Origin of the sequence: Alteribacter populi, from assembly GCF_002352765.1 — a bacterium.
GTDB classification, from domain to species: Bacteria; Bacillota; Bacilli; order Bacillales; family Salisediminibacteriaceae; genus Alteribacter; species Alteribacter populi.
The window spans coordinates 2,421,172-2,443,172 of the sequence record NZ_KZ293963.1; the positions used below are offsets into that span (position 1 = coordinate 2,421,172).

Annotated in this window: 15 protein-coding genes; 2 read left to right on the forward strand and 13 right to left on the reverse strand. The window is 39.8% G+C overall.

Annotated features, from left to right (window positions below; translation table 11 throughout):
• Window positions 1-59: 59 nt before the first annotated feature.
• A complete protein-coding gene (locus CDZ94_RS11625; protein WP_096437206.1) occupies window positions 60-2,471 on the forward strand; it encodes a sialidase family protein in 2,412 nt (803 codons plus the stop codon).
• Window positions 2,472-2,556: 85 nt separating this feature from the next.
• On the opposite strand, the gene CDZ94_RS21840 is transcribed toward CDZ94_RS11625, so the two are convergent.
• The 5 genes from CDZ94_RS21840 to gabT all read right to left on the reverse strand — a co-directional run bounded on the left by CDZ94_RS21840 (window position 2,557) and on the right by gabT (window position 9,081).
• Complete coding sequence (locus tag CDZ94_RS21840) at window positions 2,557-2,685, reverse strand: hypothetical protein (protein WP_280951851.1); 129 nt, start codon at window positions 2,683-2,685, stop codon at window positions 2,557-2,559.
• Window positions 2,686-2,961: 276 nt separating this feature from the next.
• Window positions 2,962-4,743 (reverse strand): gamma-glutamyltransferase, encoded by a 1,782-nt coding sequence (gene ggt / locus CDZ94_RS11630; protein WP_096437208.1) that lies wholly within the window; start codon window positions 4,741-4,743, stop codon window positions 2,962-2,964.
• Between the two features lie 183 nt (window positions 4,744-4,926).
• Complete coding sequence (locus tag CDZ94_RS11635) at window positions 4,927-6,324, reverse strand: APC family permease (protein WP_096437210.1); 1,398 nt, start codon at window positions 6,322-6,324, stop codon at window positions 4,927-4,929.
• 49 nt (window positions 6,325-6,373) lie between these two features.
• Window positions 6,374-7,771: an NAD-dependent succinate-semialdehyde dehydrogenase gene (locus tag CDZ94_RS11640; protein ID WP_280951852.1), complete on the reverse strand. Its 1,398-nt coding sequence runs from the start codon at window positions 7,769-7,771 to the stop codon at window positions 6,374-6,376.
• Between the two features lie 20 nt (window positions 7,772-7,791).
• Window positions 7,792-9,081: a 4-aminobutyrate--2-oxoglutarate transaminase gene (gene gabT, locus CDZ94_RS11645; RefSeq protein WP_425352564.1), complete on the reverse strand. Its 1,290-nt coding sequence runs from the start codon at window positions 9,079-9,081 to the stop codon at window positions 7,792-7,794.
• A 106-nt stretch (window positions 9,082-9,187) separates the two neighbouring features.
• Here gabT and gabR point away from each other — a divergent pair, with 106 nt between their 5' ends.
• Window positions 9,188-10,603, forward strand: a complete 1,416-nt coding sequence (gene gabR, locus CDZ94_RS11650) for a MocR-like transcriptional regulator GabR (protein ID WP_096437214.1) — start codon at window positions 9,188-9,190, stop codon at window positions 10,601-10,603.
• A gap of 471 nt (window positions 10,604-11,074) precedes the next feature.
• Here gabR and CDZ94_RS11655 read toward each other — a convergent pair whose 3' ends face one another.
• The 8 genes from CDZ94_RS11655 to iolG form a co-directional block, all read right to left on the reverse strand.
• The gene (locus CDZ94_RS11655) at window positions 11,075-11,869 is read right to left on the reverse strand and encodes a VanZ family protein (RefSeq protein ID WP_096437216.1); all 795 of its coding nucleotides are present in this window, start codon (window positions 11,867-11,869) and stop codon (window positions 11,075-11,077) included.
• A gap of 293 nt (window positions 11,870-12,162) precedes the next feature.
• On the reverse strand, window positions 12,163-14,271 hold the full coding sequence (locus CDZ94_RS11660; RefSeq protein ID WP_245415732.1) for a DUF5054 domain-containing protein: 2,109 nt from the start codon (window positions 14,269-14,271) through the stop codon (window positions 12,163-12,165).
• 237 nt (window positions 14,272-14,508) lie between these two features.
• Window positions 14,509-15,405 (reverse strand): myo-inosose-2 dehydratase, encoded by an 897-nt coding sequence (iolE, locus tag CDZ94_RS11665; RefSeq protein WP_096437220.1) that lies wholly within the window; start codon window positions 15,403-15,405, stop codon window positions 14,509-14,511.
• A gap of 135 nt (window positions 15,406-15,540) precedes the next feature.
• Window positions 15,541-17,475: a 3D-(3,5/4)-trihydroxycyclohexane-1,2-dione acylhydrolase (decyclizing) gene (gene iolD / locus CDZ94_RS11670; RefSeq protein WP_096437222.1), complete on the reverse strand. Its 1,935-nt coding sequence runs from the start codon at window positions 17,473-17,475 to the stop codon at window positions 15,541-15,543.
• Between the two features lie 100 nt (window positions 17,476-17,575).
• Window positions 17,576-19,033, reverse strand: a complete 1,458-nt coding sequence (locus tag CDZ94_RS11675) for a CoA-acylating methylmalonate-semialdehyde dehydrogenase (protein ID WP_096437224.1) — start codon at window positions 19,031-19,033, stop codon at window positions 17,576-17,578.
• Between the two features lie 50 nt (window positions 19,034-19,083).
• A complete protein-coding gene (gene iolC / locus CDZ94_RS11680; RefSeq protein WP_096437226.1) occupies window positions 19,084-20,082 on the reverse strand; it encodes a 5-dehydro-2-deoxygluconokinase in 999 nt (332 codons plus the stop codon).
• Between the two features lie 32 nt (window positions 20,083-20,114).
• Window positions 20,115-20,930 (reverse strand): 5-deoxy-glucuronate isomerase, encoded by an 816-nt coding sequence (iolB, locus tag CDZ94_RS11685; RefSeq protein WP_096437228.1) that lies wholly within the window; start codon window positions 20,928-20,930, stop codon window positions 20,115-20,117.
• Between the two features lie 22 nt (window positions 20,931-20,952).
• Window positions 20,953-21,948 carry an inositol 2-dehydrogenase gene (gene iolG / locus CDZ94_RS11690; protein ID WP_096437230.1) on the reverse strand — a complete coding sequence of 332 codons (996 nt, stop codon included), beginning with the start codon at window positions 21,946-21,948 and terminating at the stop codon, window positions 20,953-20,955.
• Window positions 21,949-22,001 lie beyond the last annotated feature (53 nt).

Genomic DNA, 22,001 nt, shown 5'->3' on the forward strand with positions numbered 1-22,001 from the left:
GAGGGGGATCGTAGCTGGATTTAATGCACGGCCACTTTACTTAACTTGGAGGGAAATCAATGAAGTCAAAAACAAAGCTATGCTCGTTACTTGTTCTACTCTTTTTAGTTCCCCTGTTTTCCGTGAAAGGTTTGACGGATGTAAGCGCAAGTGATGATCATACGAATCCATTACTAAAAGTTGAAAACAAGCAAATTTCCGCTGGTGAAAACGTTGATTTGGATGAATACGCTGATGAACTTAGTGAACTAGAAGAGGGGACCATCATTGTTCGCTTCCGTTATACTGGCTCCTCCTTTATGTCATTATTCTCACTGAGTAACAACACGCTTCCAAACGGCCATTTCCACTTATACATTTCCCCAGGGGCAATTGGAAGTGAAAATCGTTACCAAGGACCTGACTATCCAGATAGCAACACGCATATCCAATCCGGTTCTGTGTCATTAAACGAGGATCAAGTTCACACGCTTGCGATGGTTGTCGATCAAGATGAAGGCTACAAGTATTTTTTAAACGGCGAAATGGTTCATATCGATTCTAACTCCCCTGTTAAATTCTTAAACAACATCTATGCTCCAAATAGCGCTAAATTAGGAAAAACCGAGCGCTCTACAGGAAACGAGTACCTGTTCAATGGAGACATTGATTTTGCTAAAATCTATTTTGAACCTCTTGGTGATGATTACTTAAAGGATGTCACGGGTGAAACAAAATCAGAAGTAATTGAAACACCAATGCCTGATGATGCCTATGTCTCGGATCCATCCACCATCTTTTATCCTGGGTTTATGGACTCTAATAATTACAGAATTCCCTCTCTATATTATACGAAGCAAGGGACTCTTCTGGCAGGGATTGACCGGAGAGTAAATCATGGTGGGGACTCTCCTAATGATATTCACGCTGCCTTAAGAAGAAGTTTTGACCAAGGTGAAACTTGGGAGGAAGACGGGATCATTATTAATGCCTACCCGGACGAAGCATCCAACATCGATTTATCTTTTTTACAAGACAAATCAAGTGAACGCATTTTTGCTCTCGTTGATGGCTTTCCAGATGGCGCGGGTTTGATGGGTGGCTTTGGAAACAATGCGTATAAAGGAACGGGGTTTGTAGAAATCGATGGCGAGTACTATATGTATTTACTTGACGAAGAAGAAAAACAGTACACAATTCGCGAAGAAGGTGTCGTCTATGATGAAGACGGTGAGCCGACCAATTATACTGTCGACAAACGTCGCAACCTTTATGTAGATGGTGAAAAAATCGATCACATTTTCAGTGAAACGACTCCTTTAAAACCACATAAAACCTCTTATCTTGAGCTTTATTACAGTGATGATGAAGGAGAAAACTGGACAGGACCTGTTGATTTAAACGCGCAAACAAAAGAAGAATGGATGATCTTTTTAGGAGTAGGCCCAGGGAACGGAATCCAGTTAACAGAAGGGGAGCATGAAGGCCGCTTAATTTTCCCAACTTACTTTCTAAATGATAACAACAGACAAGCAAGTGCTGTCATCTACAGTGACGACAATGGTGAAACTTGGCACCGAAGTGAATCTCCTAATGAAGGCAGAGTATTAGAAAACGGAGAGACGATCAATGAAAAAGATTTTACAAACTCTGACCATGAGATTACAGAAGCTCAAGTTGTTGAAATGCCTAACGGACAGCTGAAAATGTTCATGAGAAACTATTCTGGATACGCTCAGATTGCAACAAGCTTTGATGGTGGAGAAACTTGGCACGAAGAAGTCGAAACCGAGGAAGCATTAGTTGCCCCATACAGTCAAATGTCTGCGATTCGCTATGATGGACAAATTGATGGGAAAGAAGCTGTTATTTTCTCAAGCGCGAATCACCCGACAAACAGAGTCAACGGAACCGTTCGCGTAGGCCTCATTGATGAAGATGGAACCTACGAAAATGGGGAAACAAATTATCAATTAGAGTGGCGTTATGAGCAGCTTGTTAAAGAAGGGGCATATGGTTATTCAAGTTTGACCAATTTAGCTGATGGAGATATTGGTCTCTTTTACGAAGGTACGGCGAATACGGAAATGGACTTCATCAAGTTCAACACGCCATTTCTGAAGTGGGATCGTGAAGCAGACATCCCTGATCCCGAAATCGAAGCGGTCTCCCTGCTCCTTTCAGAGTCAAACGTCTATCAGCCTGGTGACAAAATCCAAGTCGAAATTGAGTTCAATGATTTTGTGATGCTCTCCGGTAACCGCTCAATCCAAGGCACGATCGCAGGACACGATTTAACATTTGACCTATTGAGTCATCATGCACATGAACAATTCGTATTCGAAACCACACTCCCAGACCTCCCCCCAAGAGCATACTCATTAGCATTAACACTACCTGACAACCTCAATATCTATAATGTATTTGGAAATCAACTAACAAATAAAAACGCTTTAATAGAGTTCGACACCAAAGTTCGAATTCGAAAATAAAAGGTGCCTGACCCCCACCGCTGCGCAGCATTAACGCAGTGGGGGTCAGGCACCTTCAAAGAAAGACCCCTACAAAACAATACTGTTAGTTTATCGTTACGTCATTCAATGATGGGTGGAGCCAGAATCCTTCTACTCCATCGCCAACAGCAGCTACATATTCTGCGTGTCTTAGTAAGACCATGGGTGCATCATCTACTACAATTTCTTGCATTTGGTTATATAATTCAATTCGTTTATCTTGATCACTTTCTCGTCTTGCCTATTCGATGAGGTCATCTACTTCTGGGTTTTCATAAAAAGAACGGTTTCCTGCATCACCATGTCTTCCTGACTTTTTGAGGATCAATACCATCTCCACCGACGACTCCGTCATTTGAAAAAAGGCTCACCTTTAGAGGGTGTATTATGAAATGACTTATTCACATCTGAACATAAAAAACAGAGCCACTGTCACAACATCATACGGCTCTGTTTTTCGCTTCTTATTTTATTCTTTTCCACCTCCGCCTTTACCAGGCCTGTTAATGCCAATAGCAGATCCTTCTCTGCGCTCATCGGCGACGCCATAATATTCGCCTGTTTCATAGTCTATTAAAATCGTTTGTACGTTTCCTACAAGATTCGAAGTTGACTGCAGCCGGTGCCCCATATCGGTCATTTGCCCTCGCACATCTGCAGGTACTCCATCTTCCCACCACGTTTCGGTTGTGTGAGTATTATAAATACGCGGCTCCTGAACCGCTTCCTCAAGATCCATACCGTACTCAGCGATATTAAGGAACACTTGGAGCACAGCTGTTATAATTCTTGGTCCACCAGGTGAACCGAGCGTCAATACTGGCTTCCCATCCTCAAGTACCATCGTAGGAGTCATGCTACTTAGAGGACGTTTGTTAGGCTGAACTTCATTTGCCCCGCCTGGTCTCGCATCAAAATCGGTTAATTCATTGTTAAGCATGATTCCGTGTCCGGGAACCATAATACCTGAACCAAATACTTGCTCTATCGTACTTGTGTAAGATACAACATTCCCCCACCGGTCAGCAACAGTAAAGTGAGTCGTTTCCCCTGGTTGACTGTCTACATCATGTTCAGAAGCTTCCACTTCGTAGTCTGCAGACCCCGTTTCATAGCTCCACGGATCTCCTGGTTGTATATCAGCCATGACAGAATCGAGTGAGATCAGTGAACTTCTTTCTTCAATATATTCTGGGTGAAGGAGCCCATTTACCGGTACATCAATGAATTCAGGGTCGCCTGCGTAGGCTGCTCTATCTGCATAGGCTAACCTCATCGCTTCAGACAGTAAATGGTATTTTTCAACAGAACGCACATCATATTGTCCCAAATCAAAGTCTTCTAAGATTTTTAGCATTTGGATGAGGAATGTACCACCTGAGCTTGGTGGTGGCATACTCGCAATTGAATAATCTTTATAGTTTCCATACACTGCATCATCAATTGTCAGATCATAATTAGCAAGATCCTCTGCAGTCATGGTCCCGCCGAATTCTTGTACAGTATCAGCAATCGCCTCGGCAATTTCACCTTGGTAAAAAGCATCGTTTCCATGGGTGCGAACCTTTTTTAGAGTATCTGCTAAATCCGACTGCACGAGTAAGTCTCCTTCATGAATAGGCTCACCATTTGGTAAAAATACATCTGCAGCCGCTGTTAAGGAGAGCTTTTCTTCATTACTTCTAATAGCCTGAGCAAGCTGTCCATCGACCTCAAAGCCCTTTTCGGCAAGCTGAACAGCAGGTGTAATCAACTGCTGCCGTGGCCTTGAACCCCACCGGTCAAGTGCTTCCTCAAGACTTTTCAGTGTACCTGGAACACCGACAGAAGTGCCGTGTCTTACCCTCTGTTGAAATGGAATAACATTCCCCTCTTCATCGAGGAACATATCCGGTGTTGCTCCTGCTGGTGCTCTTTCTCGACTGTTTACAATCGTAACATCCTCTGAATCAGCATCATAAACCATCATAAAACCGCCGCCACCAATCCCTGACATCATCGGTTCCACAACGTTTAGTGCGTATTGAATAGCAACCGCGGCATCAACCGCATTTCCACCTTTATTAAGTATATCTGCTCCAACCTCGGATGCAATAGGATGAGAGGTTGAAACCATCCCATCTGTGCCTGTAGCTACAGAATCAACATCCCCGTCATATTTTTTTGCACTTGTATAAAACGGGCTTATCGCAACCAACAAAGAAAAAATAGTCAATACGGAAACCATCCTGATCAAATTTCTGTGTTTCATAGATTCGCCTCCTAAAAAATAATATAACTATCTATTCATTCAAAAATCCCTTCTATCCCTCTATAAAAAACAAAATTCACCTACTATTCATAACATTAACACTTTTAATAGGGGTTGAATAGTAAAAGAGGTGCCTGACCCCCACCGCTGCGCAGCATTAACGCAGTGGGGGTCAGGCACCTTTTACATTTGTACGTTTTGTTTCGTTTCTGTTACATCGTCCTTGTACTTCCCTCTCGTCATTTGAACAAAGAAATAGAATCCAATGAGGAACCAACCACCAAAAATGACCCATTCCGGGCCTGACAATGCAGCCGGCATTCCTGGTAAATAAATAACTATAAATCCGATGCTTAAGATCAGCGCAATCCAGCCAACGATTGACGTTTTACCAGCGACATAAGGTCTTTCCATTTGCGGATTTCTTTTTCGCAGGAGTATAAACGCAATGGCAACAAATAGGTAGGCAATCACAATTGCCGGGCCACCACTTTCAACAAACCATACTAACGCAGGCCGACCAAGTAGCGGGCTAAGGACCGCTATTGCACCAATAAATAGGATCGTATTGGAAGGCGTGTTATACTTCGGATGAAGTCGTCCAAACCAGCGAGGAAGCATTCCTGACTGTGCCATCGCATACATCACGCGACTCCCACCGATGATAAATGCGTTCCAGCTCGTCATGATTCCTGCCACTCCACCGATGACTAGTAAATTTCCGAAAAACGAGGAGCTGAATATAACCGTCATCGCATCAGCGGTTGCTAATTGCGTCGTAGAAAGTGCAGTTGTATTCAACGCTAACGAAACACCAATTGCAATCATAATATAAAACACAATTGCACAAACAACGGACAAAATTAGTAATTTTCCGATATCTCTACGTGGAATATTTGCTTCTTCTGCTGTTTGTGGAATGACATCAAACCCTATGAATAGGAAGGGGACCATGATCAAAACAGCCATGATGCCACTAGCGCCACCTATGAAAAGTGGTTGGAAATTCGCACTATCACCGCCAATAGCCGAACCGAAAATTAACATTAATCCAATTAACACTATACTAACAGTTAAAATAACTTGAACCTTTGCTGCTGGTTTTAATCCAAAATAGTTAATGGCGGTAACAAATAATGAGCCACCTACACCTACTAAAACCCAAGATGCATAGACATCCCATCCACCAATCGACCACATATACCCAACTTGATAATTTGGGAAAATATACTCAATAACAGTAGGAAGAGCCACCGCTTCAAAAGCAACCACCGATACATAGCCTAACGTAATTGACCATGAGGCAATGAAGGCTGCCTTATCTCCCATGGCACGATGTACATAAGCGTGTTCTCCACCCACTTTCGGCATTGCAGAAGCTAACTCAGCATATGTAAGGCCCACAAATGTAACCAAAAGACCACCTATCATAAAAGCAATGACTGTTCCAAGAGAGCCGGCAGATGTAAGCCAGCTTTCCGATAACACAACCCACCCCCACCCAAGCATGGCGCCGATGGAAAGAACAAATACATCTAAACGAGATAAAACTTTCGTTAATTCTTGTTTTTGTTTAGGCATTACCATTCCCCCTATTTAACACGCTACTTTCTCTCTATACTGTTAAAAACTATTGATCATAATGACCAATCGATAAGTATTTCGTTTCTAAGTACGGCTCAATGCCTTCTGAACCACCTTCGCGACCAAGGCCACTTTCTTTCATTCCACCGAACGGAACATGTGCTCCAGATGGTGCGCCATCATTCCAGCCAATGATTCCAAAGTCTAAATGATCATGGAGGTACGTTCCTACCTTATAATCATTGGTAAAGAAGTAAGCAGCAAGGCCATATGGGGTACTGTTTGCAATGTCGACAGCCTCATCTAATTCTTTAAAAGTTGTAATAGGAACAATAGGACCAAACGTTTCCTCTTGCATGATGTTCATCGTCGTGTCCACATTCTTTAACACTGTAGGGTGAACAAAAAAGTAACCCTGTTCTTTATCAGCATTGTACTTATTTCCTAACAAAACCTCGGCACCTTTCTCGATGGCATCCTTTACTTGTGAAACGATTTTAAGAAAACCTTTTTCGTGAATAATTGGACCAATATCCGTTTCTTCATCCATACCATTACCGACCTTTAACCTGTTGACTGCTTCCGTTAATTTTTCAGAAAAAACACCGACAATACTTTCATGAACAATTACACGGTTCGCACATACACACGTTTGACCAGCATTTCTAAATTTAGAAAGAATCGTTTGCGTCACCGCAAAGTCAAGATCCGCATCTTCCGCGACAATCAAGGGCGCATGGCCACCTAACTCCATCGTAACGTGTTTAACCGTATCTGCACTATTTCGAATTAAGGATTTCCCTACTGGTGTAGAGCCTGTAAACGTAATTTTCCGCACATACTCGCTATCCGTGAATAAGGCGCCAACTTCAGGTCCTTTTCCATTTACACATTGGATCGCGTCTTTTGGTATACCCACCTCATGCGCAAGCTCGATTAACTTCATTGTCGTCAGTGGCGTTTCTTCCGCAGGTTTAACGATGAATGCACATCCAGCTGCTAATGCTGGTGCTGCTTTTCTCGTCATCATCGCTGCCGGGAAGTTCCACGGAGTAATCGCTGCAACCAATCCTATAGGTTGCTTAGTGACAACAATCCGTTTCGTTTCCGTAGAAGCCGGAATCGTACGTCCATAAATTCGGATTGCTTCTTCCGCGTACCAATCAATATAACTCGTTGCGTAAGTGACTTCGCCCAATGACTCTTTTAAGGGCTTACCGTTTTCAATAGTCATCACTTCCGCTATTTCTTCTTTGTTCTCTTGGATGATCTGTGACCAACCCTTTAACAGCTTAGAACGTGTATGAGCATTTAGTTTTGACCATTTTTTAAATGCACAATGCCCATTTTCTAAGGCTTGTTTAATTTCTTCTTTAGTGTTGTAATTCACTTTTTTTACAAGTTCTCCTGTAGCAGGATTCATTACTTTAAACTGAGTTGACACGCATACCACGTCCTTTGTAATTATTCAAAAGCATTTTCCAGAATAGAGAGTCCTTTCGATAATTCCTCATCTGTTATGATTAACGGTGCTAAGAAGCGAATGACATTTCCCTTTAAACCAGAAGCGAGTAATAATAAACCGTTTTCATTTGCATATTTAATAATTTTAGCCGTTTTCTCTTTGTTAGGTGCTTTCTCAGTTCTATTCGTGACGATTTCAACGGCAACCATGGCACCTAAACGACGAATCTCCCCCAGGAAGGCATGCTTTTCAGATAGTTCTTGTAACTTCATCTCCATTTTTTGCCCAAGGATCTCTGATTTTTTTAATAAACCTTCTTCCTCGATAATGTCTAATACAGCTAACGCAGTAGCACATGCTACTGGATTACCAGAAAAAGTACCACCTAATTCACCTGGCTCTGCTGCATTTAAAATTTCCTTTTTACCGACAACTCCACTTAAAGGTAAGCCAGCAGCTAATGATTTGGAGACTGTCATCAAGTCAGGAACAACATCAAAGTGTTCTATAGCAAACAACTTTCCAGTACGACCAAATCCTGTTTGAATTTCATCTGCTACAAATACAATCCCATGCTTCTTACAGAATGAGGCTACAAACTGAACGAACTTTTTTGGAGGAATGATAAAACCACCTTCACCTTGAACAGGTTCCATCACCACACAAGCCACTGTTTCTGGAGCTACCGTGGCAATAAAGAAGTCCTTAAACTCTTCAATCTTTTGATTCACATAGTCCTCATCAGAAACATGATCATCTTTGTGATACATGTAAGGATATGGCGCTTGATAAATCTCAGGTGCAAATGGGCCAAATCCAAATTTGTATGGTTTGACCTTACTTGTCATCCCCATTGTCAAATTCGTCCTTCCATGAAACCCACGAGTAAACGTAACCACTGCCTGCCTTTTCGTATATCGACGAGAGGCCTTAACCGCATTTTCAACTGCTTCTGCTCCTGAATTTAAGAGTATGGTTTGTTTATCAAAAGTACCAGGAGTAACTTCGCTTAATTTTTCCGCAAGATTGATGTATCCTTCATACATCATCACGTTAAAACCAGGATGCAAAAACTTCTCCACCTGCTTTGTGGCCGCTTCCGTTATTTTAGGGTGACTATGCCCAACATTCAATGTTCCAATCGCACCAGCAAAATCTATCCATTCATTATTATTCATATCGGTAATCGTAGCACCAGAAGCATATTGAGCAATATTTAAGTTCCCATTACTAACACCCTTTGGTACATATTTTGCTCGTTTATATTGTAAATCCTCGGTTTTTCCCATCATTAATCCCTCACTTTCTAATATGTAGACTATTATGACAATTCATTGGTACAATGAAAAGTACCAGATTTCGTTTTTATTAGGGACCAGTTGAAAGGAGTAGCTCATGATTTTTCTTAAAATTGTTAAAAAAGGACATTCAAAACATATCTATCAACAGATTTACGAGGAATTAAAAAAATCTATCTTAGAACGAAAAATAACGGTGAATGAGAAGTTACCTTCTAAAAGAAATTTAGCTGAGCAATTAAATGTAAGTGTTAATTCGGTTTCAAATGCCTATGAACAGCTCTTAGCAGAAGGATACATTTACACCATTGAAAGAAAAGGATATTTCGTAGAAAATATAACGCAATATATTGATCAACATGAAGCAAGGGCTGTTAATTTCCCCATTGATTTAAAAGAACAACATCATGATAAAGGGGGATGGCTTTCCCTGTCACATATGACTTCCGATATTTCTATGTTTCCATTTAAAAAATGGCTGAAGTGTCAAAATGAAGCAATAAAAAACCATAGACAGGAGCTTTCAGAAATCACCAGTCCCCAAGGACCATACATCGTAAGAAAAACAATTTCTCGTATGATTGCGTTAACCCGCGGTGTGAAATGTGAACCGGAACAAATTATCATTGGGGGAGGAACTCAACCGTTAGTACGCCAATTCATGACACTACTAAAAGGGAATACGAAAGTTGCCATCGAAAACCCTGGTTATTCTCGTATACATGCCTTACTAAAAAGCATGAAATTTGATGTTGCCCCCATTAATCTCGATAAAAAAGGGATAGATATGAAAGAAATTGAATCTATTAACCCTAAAATATTATTTATCACTCCCTCTCACCAATTCCCAACTGGTATCATTATGCCAATCTCAAGGCGGATAGAATTATTGAACTGGGCTGCTCATTCTAATGACCGTTATATTGTAGAGGATGACTATGATAGTGAATTTAAATATGGAACAGATAATATTCCATCTTTACAAAGCCTGGATCGACATCATCGAGTCATTTATACGGGTACTTTCTCAAAGACACTCCTACCCAGTTTCAGAATCAGTTACATTGTCTTACCTCCTAAACTCTTAAGAGAGTATAGGAACTTTTATTCTAACTGGATCCAAGGTAGTAATTCATTCAGTCTTTTTACACTGCATTACTTTATCGAGAGTGGCGAATACGAAAGACATATCAAGCGGATGAATCATCATTATGAAATGAAACGTAAACTGTTAATTAAACAGCTTCAAGCAACCTTTAAGGATGATATAGAAATTAAAAATGTTCCAGCAGGTCTTCATTTTCTTGCACACTTTAAAAAAAATAAAAGGTATGAAGACATTAACGAAAAAGCAAAGCAAGAAAAATTGGAGATCTATTCTATCGAACGATTTAATTTAGATAGTAAATATAAGAAAGATGAAACGAGTATCAGTCTTGTAATGGGATTTGCAACAATTAAAACGGAGGAGATACCTGAGGCAGTGAATAGGTTGTATCGAATAATAAATTGAGGATAAATTGTTTTACAGTTAATGGACGCACTTGTTTAAAATTGCACCTTTCTTAGTGATCGGACCATGATTGTGGAGTATCGATTTATAATTAGGATTTCTAAATAATGTGGTATTCCTTCACTTTTCACTTGATAGGAAGCATCAAATACAAGTGTGCCTGACCCCCACCGCGGTACAGCATTAACGCAGTGGGGGTCAGGCACCAACATGTTTCTATGAAATACCAGATTATTTTTTAATTTAAACAAACGTTTATTTAAATATAGGAAAATGTAACTAGGTGTTGATTTATGTCTAAAACGCTTAAAAAGTATTGGGAAAATGCACTATCTTACTGCAACAGCAACCAAAATGAAGGGTGGTTGTTTAACATATCATGACAAGCACTTGTAAACCACCAAAAGGGATCCACTACTTTTAATGAAACTAAGCTTTGGTGCTGAAAAGTGTATGTCCGAATCGAACAAGTCACCTTTTCCTAAACCACTCTGAAATCCAATTCTTCACGAAAGCCATGCTCGCCCCAAATACACCTCCAACCGTATCTAAAATGACATCTTCAACCAAAGCTGAGCGCGATGGAATAAAAGATTGGCGATATTCATCCAGGGCTCCATAAAGCAATACGAATAGTACAGAAAGTATAAAAGATACAGTAACCTTGCGACTTACTTTAAAGATCGCCAAGTATAAGAAAAAGCCTAGTAGTCCAAATAGAAAAAAGTGCGCAAATTTGCGGAGTAGAAATTCAATTAACCCGTTGACTCCCCAGCTTTGTACATTAACCTCATGCCCGGCGTACATAAAGTCGATCCTATTTAGAATTCCTCTTAAGTGATCAAAGGAGGCTTGACTTCTAATCATGTCAATGATCGCTTCACTTTTTATAAAGAACAGGAAAATAGCAAAAAAAGTGAAGAGGACGCATGTATAAATAATAGATTTGATAACCTTTTTCAATCTTGAATCAGAGGACCTGAATAAACGGTAGAAAACCAAAGCTACGCTAGCAGCAAAAACAAAAACACTACCCAGGACTATCGACGTATGGTCTTTGGCAAAGGTAATTACCCTCTCCAGGTAACCATCAAGCCTTTGGATAACTGCCCCTGCCACTTCCCTCAAACTGTTTTCATCAGAGATTTCGCTTATTATCGGACTCAAATCTTGCTGTTCTGAAGATTGAGAAGAAGCAATGAAAATTGTCCCCATGACAAGAATGATCGGTATTATGTTGAAAAATACAATATTTTTCTTTGTCATATTCTCTCCTTAAAATACGCCAGTCAACGTTTTTTTAAGACTCTTCCACATTCTATTTATCTATCATTATACTATATTCCACTTAAAGGTGCCTGACCCCCACCGCGGTACAGCATTAACTCAGTGGGGGTCAGGCACCTTTCGATATTCTTCTCACTTTAAATAAACGTTTAATTAGATTACTTATAATGTAAAAAGATGTAACGTGGTGGTAAACAAACACCTTCCTTGAAAAAAGATGCCCTCCCCCATCGCGTTAACGCGTTGGATGAGGTCACGCGATATCCAGGACCCTACAGGTACCCTTCAAAAGATAAATGGAACCGGAACTTTGCATCATCTCCATACCACATCGGAAAGTTTGTACCCCAAATGTTATTGTGCAGGTTAAAGTGCATTCCTCCGTCTAAAGGGGCAAAGTTATTGTCAAATCGAAGCAATTTTCGTTCCCCGGGACATATTAGAGCAGCATCAAGAGTATCCATTTCAATCTTGCCTTCTGTTCCCTTATATAATACCCCCTTATCCACTGCATGTAAGTTACGGTTTCCGTCTTTTACTACATTTAGTGGTGAAACATAGGAACCGAGCTTATGAAGCCTCCATTGATTAGAATTGTCGACAATCGGGTTAAATGAAAACCAGCTTGCTTCAGGTAACCTGTTAGCTTCTTTATTCTCCCAATACAGAACAACTTTAATATCATCATTCAACTTACTAAATGAGTATTCAATAACGACCTTCTCAGGCGCTCCATAATGATGTATAGCAAACTCAGGTATAACCATATTTACTTGAACAAGATCTTCTTCAGAACCTCTTATCAATTGAAGCGATTGTACACCAGGTTCGTAGAGATGATGCTCTGGAGTCGGCTCAGAATATTCAAATCCCGGCTTTCCAAAGTCTGAATCTGCCCAAGGATGAGTTTGTTTTAGGTTACTCATATAATGCTTAAACCAATGATGATAATTTTCAGGTCCGAATGTTTCATAGGAAAAAAGCCCAAGTACATGTTGATTATCTGCCCATAGTTTCCCTTTACTATCTCGCAATAAATTAATAGAGCCATTACAATCAAAAGAAACTTCGAAGTTCCCCAATTGATACTTTTCTCTAATATTTAATGCTTCGCTATCATCCAGTTTTTTTGGGCCTTCTTTTATACTTACTAAAGCCTTTTCCAGCTCTGACTGCTTTTCCTCTTCTAATGCAGCCATTGCTTTGTTCACATATTCTCTTTGTTCACTCCATGATCTCTCAAATAATTTATAACTATAATTTTTTTCCTTTTTACAGAAAAGTTCTTTGGAGTTTTCATCCATTTCATCCATGGCGAAAGCTCCTATGTACCCGTATTTATCAAGAATCATATTATTGTCAAAACTGCTTTTTGTTCTCGCTTTTACAAAGTCAGGCTTTGAATAATTCGTGAAATCAGGTAAATATTTCTTCAAGTCCATACCCCACGTATGTTCAGCAATCAATGCTAAGTTTTCACTTACCTTTTCGTATTCTTCTGTACCTTGAACAAGTTTACCTTCACAAATCCACCGGGATCGTAATCGAATACATTCACGATAGCTCGCCAGTTTATACGGATCCGTTCCTACCCCGTGAATCCAGGTATCACCGATTTCTTCTGTAACAACAGGTAATTTGTCTTTCACCTTGAGCAATTTTCTTGCAAAAGCATCCATTGTAGATGCTTGAATTTTAGCACCCGGAAATCTTTTTGCTAGATCTTCAAATTGCTTTCGAATATCATCTGGTGAAGAGGGGCCACAGTTATCACCTGTGTGAGCAAAAACTAAAGCATCTTCTAAACCATCCACCTGAACGACTTCTCCGTAATTACCCGCATAGTTTACAATGACTTCTGATCCGCAATCTGCTCTCCAGAGAAATAATTTTGGGACATTTGGAACTTTAGATGCCGGGTTGACACCGAGGTGTAAATATTCAATTCCGTGCTGTGCCAAGTATGGAACCATAGAAATTGTATGCCCCGGAACATCCGTCATCTTTGCAGTAATCGTTGATCTATTAAATTTTTCGTCAAGCTTTTCAGAAATAGATAAGCTATACTCCAATAATTCTGGATTAAGCAGTTCGGTGTGAGTGGTAAATGGGAGTCCATGCCAAGCAATATGACAATTCTTAATTGCTTGAACCATTTTTTCTCGTTTTTCTATAGTAGCAACCTTCAAATAGTGGCTTATAAGCCAAGAACCCGTCGTCCACAAAAATCTCTCACTACCACCAGCGGCGTCTAATTCCTCAGCAAGCGTAATTGCCTTTGGAATGTATAAATTAACATATTGATCAATGACATTTTCAGCAAGGTCTGTAAAACCTATATCCAAATGTGTTTTAAAAATCACATGTACATTCCGAATCATCTGCAAAATTCTCCTTTATCTATAATAGTTAACGTTGCATTATCCACCTCTTCTTTTATCTTTCGGAGTTAAATCTATTTGAATGAATTTAATAAATCTCTTCCTAAGTCCCAGGGGGATCTAAAGCGTCAAAAAGGATCGCCTCCCCAAAGAAAACAAAAGAAATCAACCCGAATCTAATGAAATCCTGATAAAACTCAACCCCAGAGTACATGAGGGTGATATAGTAAAAAATGTTTACAAATTTGTTTTTTCTTTGATGAACCTTCTTGCTTTCAATGCATACTCCAACGGGTCTGCTTCATTTGGATCTTGCTCAGCTTCAACGATAAACCAGCCCTCGTAACCACTTTCGGACAATCGGGCAAATATTTCATCAAATTGAATATCACCATCACCAGGTACGGTAAAAGCGCCTAATTTCACAGCCTCTAAAAAGCTATACTCTTTGTTCCTTACTTGATCAGCTACCGTTTGTCGAATATCTTTTAAATGTACATGTTTAATCCGTGACATATGCTTATCTAAAATCTGTAATGGATCTTCTCCAGAAAAGACAAGATGACCTGTATCAAATAATAGAGAGATTAAACCTGGATCTGTTAAGGCTAATAATTTATCAATTTCTACAGTAGTCTGGACTCCAGTGCCCATATGATGGTGGTAAACAACATCCATGCCTTTTTCTTTAGCTAATCTACCTAAAGCGTTTAAGCCATCTGCGAGACGCCTCCATTCTTCGTCGGAAAAATGAGGTTTTTCTTTAAATAACGGTGTATCCATCACCCCTTGAATACTTCGTCCTTGTTCCGAAACGACAATGACCTTTGCTCCCATTTCATATAGAAAATCACGATGTTCAATGAATAATTCTTCTGTTTTTTTAAAGGGCTGAGTAGTCAAATATGAACTGAACCACGCACTCACAATCTCCAGGTTTCTTAGTGACAATGCCTTCTTTAACGCATCAACATTGCGTGGATATTTATTCCCAATCTCACTTCCCGAATACCCTGCTAATGCCATTTCGCTAATGCATTGTTCAAAAGTGACACTTGCTCCTAATTCGGGCATATCATCATTTGTCCATGCAATAGGGGCAATGCCAAGTTTAATCTTTTTACTTGAAAACATCCCAGGCCACTCCATTCTTTATAAAAGGCTGACTCAAAAAGGTCAAAAAGTGGTTTATTAATCAACTAGCTATGGCTACGCTCATTGCTCCGAGTTTGTCCCTAAAGGTCAATAACTACCTTTTTTGTGCATCCTCTAATAGCGCCTCGCTTTTTGAAGATTTACTTCTTTTTCTTTAAATGCCTTCTGAATCGCAGATTTTTCTGATACTTCCGCAACGCCCACATGCCACCAGGATTCATACCCATCCGTCATGGTTTTAGGTAAGACCTTAATATCTATAAGGGTTGAAATCGTTTGTTTTTTCGCATCTGCAATCGCATTTCTTAACTCTTCGATCGTTGTCACTTTATAGGTTTTAACACCATATCCAGAAGCACTTTGTGCAAAATCGATGGTCATAATCTCTCCATCAAGCTTCCCAGTCTCTTCATTTCGGGAGCGGAATTCAGTGTTGAAACTGCCCATCCCATTTCCCATTTGCAAATTATTAATGCACCCAAAACCCGCATTATCAAACAAAACAACATTTATTTTTCGTCTCTCTTGTAAACTCGTTACTAATTCAGAGTGAAGCATTAAATAACTTCCATCCCCGACCATTGCATATACCTCTTTATCAGGCTTAGCTAACTTCGTACCTAGTGCGCCAGAAATTTCATAGCCCATGCAAGAATATCCATACTCCATGTGATAGGTATTTGGCTGCTTTGAGACCCACGTTCTTTGTAAGTCACCAGGAAGGCTTCCGGCGGCTCCTACAATAATGGCATCATCGTCAATGGAATGGTTTATTTCCCCTATTACTTGCGTTTGTGTCAGGGAAGAGTGGAGAGCATCCTTATATTGAACGAGCTGCTTATCTAGGTGGCCTGACACTTCAGGAGAGAAGTTATCCTCTTTATATTCAATGTCATGTAAACGAGCAAGTTCTTTTTCCCACTCTTCCTTTATTTCATTGATTTTAGTTCCATATTCTGATTTATATGAGACTTCATTCAGTTCCTTTTCCAATGCTTTTAATGTAAGTTTTGCATCCGCAACAATTTTTCTCGCATCTAATTTCTCTGCATCAAATTCAGACACATTAATCGTTAAAAATTCAACGTTTTCATTTTGAAATAGTTGTTTTGAAGCTGTAGTAAAGTCTGTAAATCTCGTACCAATTCCGATAACAAGATCGGCATCTTTAGCTATTTGGTTAGCAGCTAAATTTCCTGTCACCCCAACGCCACCAAGATTAAAAGGATGATGACTCTCTATCGCACTTTTACCAGCCTGTGTTTCCGTAAATGGAATATGAAGCGTTTCCGTAAATTCCTTCAAAGCACCCGCAGCTCCAGAATAACGCACGCCACCACCACTAATGATGACTGGTTTTTTCTTCTGCTTTATAAGGTCACAAGCTTCTTTCACTGCCTCAATAGAAGGGGTCCTCCGTTCAATCTTATGTACCCTCTTTTTAAAGAAAACTTCCGGGAAATCCCAGGCTTCCCCTTGAACATCTTGTGGCAAGCAAATCGTCACCGCTCCTGTATCCGCTTGATTAGTCAGTACTCTCATTGCATTAATTAATGCAGACATTAACTGTTCTGGACGGCTAATGCAATCCCAATACTTACTCACAGCCTTAAACGAATCATTAGTGGAGATTGTTAAATCATGCGTTTGTTCAATTTGTTGAAGAACAGGGTCAGGTTGTCTTGAAGCAAAAACATCTCCTGGTAATAATAAAACCGGAACCTGATTGGCAGTTGCAGTTGCTGCTGCTGTCACCATATTCGCAGAACCAGGCCCAACTGATGATGTACATGCCATGATCTGCTTACGGTGTTTTTGTTTCGCAAAGGCCATTGCCGCATGGGCCATTCCTTGTTCATTTCTCCCTTGATACACCTTTAAATCCCCAGGATCTTCTTCTAGAGCTTGACCTAACCCGAGGACATTTCCATGGCCAAAAATCGTGAAAATTCCGTCAACAAACTTTTGTTCAACACCATCAGAATCAATATATTGGTAATTTAAAAATTTAACTAAAGCTTGCGCCGTTGTCATTCTCATTGTCCGCATAGTAGATAGCCACCTTTCAATTAAGGATATTTACAAAAATAGTGATCCTCATCCATTCGTTAGAGAGACGCTATGGAAGGCGTCTCTAGTTATTTATCAGTTACCAACGTGTAGTAATCATTTTCTTTCGTGTATAGAACTCTACTCCGTCTGTTCCATTTGCATGCAAGTCACCATAGAAAGAGTCTTTCCATCCTGAAAATGGGAAAAATGCCATTGGAGCTGGTACACCGATGTTTACACCTAACATACCGGAATCCATTTTGTCACGGAACTTGCGCACACTTGCCCCGTCCTTTGTGTAAATACAAGCGCCGTTTGCAAAATTCGAGTGATTGGCAGTATCAATGGCTTCATCTAAATCTTTCACACGAATAATCGATAGTACAGGAGCAAATATTTCATCTTTCCAAACCTTCATCTCTTTCGTTACCTCATCAAAAATCGTTGGTCCCACAAAATAACCTTTGTCATTTACAGCCTTATCTTCCCTTCCGTCACGAACAAGACGAGCTCCTTCTTGAACACCGCTTTCAATGTAATTTATCGTACGTTCTTTATGTTCTTTTCTAATAACAGGACCTAGGAAAACATCTTCATCCAGGCCATTTCCGATTTTGATGTTATCCGATTTCTCACGTAGCTTTTTAATTAACGCATCTGCTACATCTTCCTCAACCGTCACAACGGAAGCCGCCATACAACGTTCACCTGCTGAACCAAATGCCGCACCAAAAATTTGAGTTGCTGCATTGTCAAGGTCAGCATCATGAAGCACGATCGAATGATTTTTTGCACCAGCTAATGCTTGAACTCGCTTTAAATTCTCTGTTCCTCGTTTATATACATACTCTGCAACAGGCTGAGAGCCTACAAACGAAATGGCTTTAACTTGCTTATGGTCAAGAAGTCCATTAACCACATCATGAGCACCATGCACAATATTCAAAACACCTTTAGGTAAACCGGCTTCCGCAAATAATTCAGCTAGTCGGTTGGCTAAAATAGGCGTTCTCTCGGATGGTTTAAGTACAAAGGTATTTCCACATGCAATCGCTAGTGGGAACATCCAGCAAGGAACCATCATTGGAAAGTTAAACGGAGTAATTCCGCCGATGACACCAATCGGGTAGCGGTACATCCCTGATTCAATATCAGTTGCAATATCAGGTAATTGTTTGCCCATCATTAGCGTAGGGGCACCTGCAGCAAATTCAACACACTCTATTCCTCTTTGTACTTCTCCGTAAGCTTCATTGTAGCTTTTGCCGTTTTCAATCGTAAGTAATTTTGCTAATTCATCCCAATGTTCAACTAATAATTGCTGATATTTAAATAAAATTCGAGCCCGTCTTGGAACAGCTACTTCTGACCATGTTTCAAATGCCTCTGCAGCCACTTCCACGGCTTTATCTAATTCCTCCAGCGTTGATAATGGTACCTCAGCGATAACCTCTCCTGTTGCAGGGTTATATACAGGTTCTATTCTCAAAGAAGAGGAATCTACCCATTCTCCGTTTACATAATTTTTAAGTTCTTTTTGAATAATTTGATTCATATTTCAACTCTCCTTTTTCTGTTGAATTATCACCGTTTGTGTTTAAAGGGTTAGTTTATTTCTTCAGCTGTTTCTAAAAACTTTTCAATTTCTTCAATAGTAGGCATCGCATCCGAACAACTATGCTTAGAGATAACGATGGAAGCAGAAGCACTGCCTAATCTCATAGCTGCTGGAATGGCATACCCCTCCATTAACCCATACATGAAAGCAGAAGCATAGGAGTCACCAGCACCAAATGTTTTTAACACCTTCGTTTTAAAAGTACATCCTTGGTAACTCTCACCTTCATTTGAGTACGCAATCGATCCTCCAGCACCATGTTTAATGACAACGATTTTCGCGTTATAAGAAAACCACTTTTCGGCCGTTACTCTATCATCCGCATGTTCAAATTTTAATAGCTTTTCCATCATGTCGAATTCTTCACGCGTTCCAATAATGACATCACATTTTTCTGCTGCTAAGTTATAATAAACAGCCGTCTCAGCCTCTGATTGCCAAGTGTAGGGGCGATAGTCTAAATCAAAAAATACAACGACATCATGTTTTCTTGCATATTCTAATGCTAAAAATACAGCTTCCCTTGAGGGGCTTTTTGCTAGTGCTGTCCCTGAAATTAATAGAGACTTTGAACTCATGATATATTGTTCTGATACTTCAGATGTATTTAAATTTAAATCTGCGACATTATCTCTATACATTAAAATACTACAATCTTCTGGACTTTTAATTTCTGTAAAAGCAAGTCCAGTCACAGCACCGCTTGTATCTGTAGCAATACTTTCTGTATTGATCTGATTATCTTCTAAATAGGTTGTGATAAAACGCCCCATCTGATCGTCTGAAACTTTACCGATAAATCCTGTTTTAAGCCCAAGACGGGAGGTGCCTATTGCAATGTTTGCTGGAGAACCTCCCACATATTTTGTAAACGTTTTGGTTTCTTCCATAGGCCTTAACGTTTCATTAGCATTTAAATCAACGCATATCCGTCCTAATCCAATGACATCAAGAGACCGGTTTTCTGAAAAAGAAATTCCATTCATGTCGATTACCTCCTTAAAATAGATTAAGAGAGTTATTTTTTCATCACATTTTCAAATAGCCATTCATGATCTGGATCATTGCGAAACTTCCATGTTCGAACAGGTCCTGCCATTACATTTAAATAATACGAACGATAACCTGGAATGGCAGAAACCGGATGATACCCTTCTGGAACTAGTACAACATTTCGATGTTCAACAGCCATTGGCTCATCTAAAGTGCGATCATCATTATATACGCGTTGGAAAACAAATCCACTACTTGGATTAATTTCATGATAATAGGTTTCCTCTAAATATGACTCTTCATCTAAATTATTTTGATCATGCTTATGAGGAGGGTAACTTGAAGTATTTCCTTCTGGGGTAAATACCTCAACTACTAATAAACTATCTGCCAGCTCCTGCTCGGGAAGAATGTTATGAACCTTTCTTTCCATCTTTCCGTGTCCACGATCTTCAACCCCTACTTTTGCAGGTGGTATCAAACGAGCTTCGTATGTCCCTATCCCTGGAGCCAAACATACCGCCAACTCCACATCTGTTAATGCTTTAACTTCATATTGATCATGATTGGGTACATAAACTGAATAGGGGGGTACACCTTCGAATATACTCATTCTTTCCCCAATATTCGGAAAAGTTTTTTCCGAGGTATGTACATCAGCCTTCCCACTTAATAAAACAAGACACGCTTCCTTATCGTTTGTTTTACGAGTAAGCTCTTCTCCCTTTTTTAAGGAGTAAACTTCAAATCCAACGTATTCCCACCCAGCTGATTCAGGAGTGACCTCAATAATATTCCCGTCTTCCTTGCGACCGTGTGGTTTAATTAGTAAGTTAGTCATTTGCTTTCCTCCTTTTATTTGCTTAAAGCTTTACCGGAGTTCCCATTTCCAATGACTTCTTCGCGGCATTTGCCATTCGCTCAGCTTCTAAACCATCGTTTATCGTACATAACGTCTTTGTATCATGTTTGATCGAATCAAAAAATGCACGTAATTCACAAATGTATGCTTTTTGATATCTTTCTAAAAAGAAATGTTTTGGATTATCTTGAAGAGTGCCATTTTTACCTAACTTCTTAACAGTGGAGGTTAAATCATTATCTGCTTGAAGGCATCCTTTTGAACCGAATACTTCAATTCTTTGATCATAACCATAAATCGCTTCTCTACTATTATCAATGACACCAATGGCTCCATTAGCAAACTTGAGGGTAATAATTGCCGTGTCGATGTCATTGAATTCTTTAAATACGGGATCAACTAAGTTAGTACCCGTGGCAAAGACTTCTTCAACGTCAGAGCCACTTAAAAACCTTGCCATATCGAAATCATGAATCGTCATATCCATGAACAAACCACCAGAGGATTTAATATACTCAGGCGGTGGAGCCTCAGGATCACGGGAAGTTATCTTTATGATGTGAGCATTACCGACCTCTCCAGTTCTCACCCCATTTTCAACTTGACTGAAGTGCGGATCAAAACGTCTATTAAAGCCAACTTGAAATTTTATATTTGATGCTTCTACAACACTATGAATCTTATATGTCTCGTTAATATCAAAAGTAATTGGCTTTTCACAAAAAATGTGCTTTCCGGCTTCTATTGCTTCATAAATAATTTCAGCATGCACTATCGTTGGGGCACAAACTAAAACAGCATCTATCATTTCATCATTAAGGATTTCTCTATAATTTGTTGACACCTTAGGGATTCCCTTGCTTCTCACCCAATCCTTAATGGGCTCAATATATAAGTCGGAAATGGCTTTGACATGAACATCTTGAAATGATAGCAGATTTTCCGCATGCAGCTTACCAATTCTCCCTGCTCCAATAATTCCAACATTTAATTTCATTTCGATTCCCTCTTTGTTTAATTAATCTCTCAATCCTATTTTCATGCACACTT